Here is a 3,763-nt window from a genome sequence, read left to right on the forward strand (position 1 = left end):
ACAGTTCTGAGGTTCATCAGGATTGGGCAGGATTGGAAAGTTGGATCCGTCTACGCCAATGAGTCTGTATTTTCCTTTGAATAAAGGAGATTCCTGAACAAGCTCATCAGTAAAGCCCAGACAGGCGATCTTTAAAACTGTGTGGTCGAACTTGCTTCGAGCCTGACATATGGCAGAGTCAGTGACCTGGATTTTATGCGTCTTGAAGTAAGTCAGATTCTGCTGGCCAATAGAGCCGCTTGTCAGAGAAGCGATAAAACGAGCAATACGGGAAAGGCCAATTTTTCTGTTTCGCGTGAAGGCTTCGCCTTCAATCAGGGAACGATCCGGGCAGTCTGTCAGACCGTCCAGGTAAGAATAGAAGATTTGGCGATACTGTTTAGGGGATTTCGAATGGGTCAAAATAACCACCTCCGAAATCCTTCGGATTATGGATTAGTTCCGAGCTTCGGTCTGTCAAGTGCCATATTCGGATAATTTATAAACTTTTGGAGTAACTCCACTGCTTGTGTTAAAAATCAAAAAAACGAGGAGCGAATTCCGCATGGAAGACACTCCTTAACTTAACGACATTGATAAAAAAACTGTAAAAAAAGAAACAATGATTTTCTGACAGAAAAAATGAATCACAGATACAAAGCCGGACTTCAGGATCTCTGTCCGGTTTTTTTGCTTTTTGATTGCTGATGAATTTGAATGCGGGGAGAATGTTGGTTCTATTCAAAATGCTTTTGCATTCTGCTCGTCTATATACAAAACAGCTATGACAAGCGCAAATCTGATTGAAACTATAGAATAGATTGTGAAATGAATGCATCGTGGAATTGAGTGGAGGTGTTATTTATGTCGCATTATTATCAGGAAGACTTAAATGTTCAAAGCAGACCGATGCAAATCCATTTTGAGCTCAATCAAAAATCATTCGAACTGGAAAGTGATTCCGGAGTGTTTTCGAGTGATAAGTTGGATACCGGAACACGCATCCTTCTTGAAACCGTACTTGAACAGTCTAAACCGCAGAAGAATGTTCTGGATCTGGGTTGTGGAACCGGAGCAGTCGGTGTGGTGTTAGGAACGTTCTGGAATTCGACAATCACAGGTGTGGATACAAATGCCAGAGCTGCCAGATTGGCCAAAAAGAATTATGAGCACACTAAAGTGGATGGCACAGTAGTTGTACAGGATGGTATTCAGAATCTGAATGAGAAATTTGACTGTATATTGTTAAATCCACCGATTCGAACTGGTAAAGAGACTATATATCGACTTTTTGATGAAGCAGTGACCCATTTAACTTCAGATGGAAAACTGTGGATCGTGATTCGAAAACAGCATGGAGCCGCTTCGGCGGTTAAATATATGGAAGATCAGGGGTATATCGTAAGGCGGGCCAATCGGGATAAAGGATTCTGGATTCTTGAAGTCAGTCGATAAGGCTGGCTTTTTTTTGTTTGAAGATTGCGCCGGATGAAATTTAAAATGTCAGATAAGAGAAGTTTCTGAAAGTTAAAATATAAGGTAGCAAAGTGTTTTGGAGATTGGAATGGAAAGGATGTGGAACGATGTATCGAATTATGATTGTTGAAGACGATGAAGCCATTCAAAATTCTTTGAAGCAGGCGCTGTTGGGATGGGGATTTGAAGTCAGAACTCTTAGATCGTTTAAACAGATTGTAGAAGAAGTGATTGCCTGGAAACCGGATCTGATTTTGATGGATCTTTATCTGCCCGAAAAGAATGGCTTTTACTGGACGGCTCAGATCCGCAAAATCTCTTCGCTACCGATTATTTTTATATCTTCCGCAGATGAAAATTCGAGTATTCTGACTGCATTAACCCAGGGCGCTGATGATTACATCACGAAACCTTTTGATATGGCGATCCTGGTAAGCAAGATCCAGGCATTGCTCCGAAGAACATATGACTATACTCCAAAATCAAATATTCTTGAACATCATCAGGTTCGTCTGGATACTGATTCAGGAGAAGTGTTCTATAAGGATCAAAGTATTGTTCTGTCTAAAAATGAAGAGAGAATTCTTAAAATTCTGATGGAACATAAAAATCAGATTGTCAGCCGCGAAACCCTTATGGAGGCTTTGTGGAAAACCGATTGTTATATTGATGAAAATACGCTTTCGGTCAATATCAATCGATTGCGAAAGAAGCTGCTGGCGTTGGGACTGGAAGACTATATTCAGACCCGCAAAGGAAAGGGTTATATGATCTGATGAAAAAGAGAACGATGATTCGAATGTTGTGGGATCAGATTCGCGCGGTTGTGCTGACTCTTCTGATATCCGATGCAGCGATTTTGTTTCTGAATTATTTATATGTGAATAAATTGGATCTCTGGCTATTTTACAGTGTGCTGATCCTGGTTGGTATCGCATTGTATACCGGATTTAAAGTGTTTGAAATCAAAAAAATTCAATCGGATCTGCAGGTGGATGATTTTAATGAATCGCATTATTCAGATTCCGCCTATCCTTTTGTGATGAAGCTTCAGGAGCTGGAGACAAGAATCAGACAGCTTGATAATGAGTATGAGTCTGAAAAAAAGGAGCTTTCAGATTACTTTTCGATGTGGACTCATCAGGCAAAACTCCCGATTTTCGCAATGAAACTGATGCTGGAGTCAAACGAAACAGAGCCTGGAGAACTGAAAAGTCAGCTTTCGCGATTAGAAAGTTATGTGAATTCGGCCATGGCGTATATTCGCCTGAGTTCAGCGAGTACTGATTTTGTTTTATCCAGACAAAATATCGATCAGATTGTCCGGGAGGAAATTCGGGCCAATGCAGGATCTTTTATTCGAAAGAAAATCGCTGTTGATTTTCAGGGAGAAAATCTGATGGCGGTAACTGACAATAAGTGGCTTGCCTTTGTAATCTCTCAGATTCTTTCGAATGCATTAAAATACTCCAGCTCAAACAGCGTGATAAAAATACAAAGTCTTGCAGACAGAGGAGAATTAATTATAGAAGATCATGGATGTGGTATTTCTAAACAGGACTTGCCAAGAATTTTTGAAAAAGGTTTTACAGGAATATCAGGCCATACTAGTAAGGAATCCAGTGGAATTGGACTCTATTTGTGCGGCAGGATTTTGAATCAATTGAATCATACAATCAAAATTGAATCAGAGCCGCAAAAGGGAACTCGAGTTATTTTGGGATTTCCAGAAGAGCTGAAGATTCAGGATTAGTTCAATGCCTATCGGTAAGCAGCTATAAAAAGGATGCTGCAAAAAAAAAGAATTTAATATAGGTCTGAGTCGGGCATAAAAAATGTTCAAAAGCCTTGATCTTTCTTTTGTTAGGGATTAAGGTAAGCAAGCTGTTTAAGAAATTGATTGAAAAATTCAAACTGAAACAGCGGTCTGGAATATCCAAACTCCTTTATCTAAGGGCAAAAATCTCTGATTGTGAAAAATTAAAAATAATTCACAAAAAAACCTTGACTTTGATCAGGACAGGGAGTAAGATAAACAAGCTTGTGAAAGATAAATAAATTTTCACAAATAACTCGTTCTTTGAAAACTTTACAGACAGTATGTACAAGTACCAATTGGTACAGGTTAAACAAACAAACCAAGTACAAGTCAATTCAACCTGAACAATCAAAAAATAAAATAAAACGCAAAAGCGTTGAGTCAAATCAAATGGAGAGTTTGATCCTGGCTCAGGATGAACGCTGGCGGCATGCCTAATACATGCAAGTCGAACGGTATCTTTGGATACAGTGGCGAACGGGTGAGTAA

General features: G+C 39.5%; 4 protein-coding genes and 1 rRNA gene. 4 read left to right on the top strand and 1 reads right to left on the bottom strand.

The annotated features are described in order from the left end of the window. Positions 1 to 402: hypothetical protein (locus tag BO222_RS11465; RefSeq protein ID WP_143356877.1), on the bottom strand; the 402-nt coding region annotated here is incomplete at its 3' end. A 441-nt stretch (positions 403 to 843) separates the two neighbouring features. Between BO222_RS11465 and BO222_RS11470 the strand changes: the two genes are divergently transcribed. From BO222_RS11470 to BO222_RS11485, 4 genes are all read left to right on the top strand, one after another. Then, positions 844 to 1,434, top strand: coding sequence for a class I SAM-dependent methyltransferase (locus tag BO222_RS11470; protein ID WP_075820901.1), 591 nt, complete (start codon positions 844 to 846; stop codon positions 1,432 to 1,434). Between the two features lie 128 nt (positions 1,435 to 1,562). After that, positions 1,563 to 2,231, top strand: coding sequence for a response regulator transcription factor (locus tag BO222_RS11475; protein ID WP_075820902.1), 669 nt, complete (start codon positions 1,563 to 1,565; stop codon positions 2,229 to 2,231). Next, positions 2,231 to 3,208 carry a sensor histidine kinase gene (locus BO222_RS11480; protein WP_075820903.1) on the top strand — a complete coding sequence of 326 codons (978 nt, stop codon included), beginning with the start codon at positions 2,231 to 2,233 and terminating at the stop codon, positions 3,206 to 3,208. The genes BO222_RS11475 and BO222_RS11480 overlap by 1 nt, the downstream gene beginning before the upstream one ends. A gap of 453 nt (positions 3,209 to 3,661) precedes the next feature. Further along, positions 3,662 to 3,763 (top strand): 16S ribosomal RNA (locus BO222_RS11485); the annotation flags it as partial.

The sequence above is a fragment of the Ileibacterium valens genome, assembly GCF_001945525.1.
GTDB classification, from domain to species: domain Bacteria; phylum Bacillota_I; class Bacilli_A; order Erysipelotrichales; family Erysipelotrichaceae; genus Ileibacterium; species Ileibacterium valens.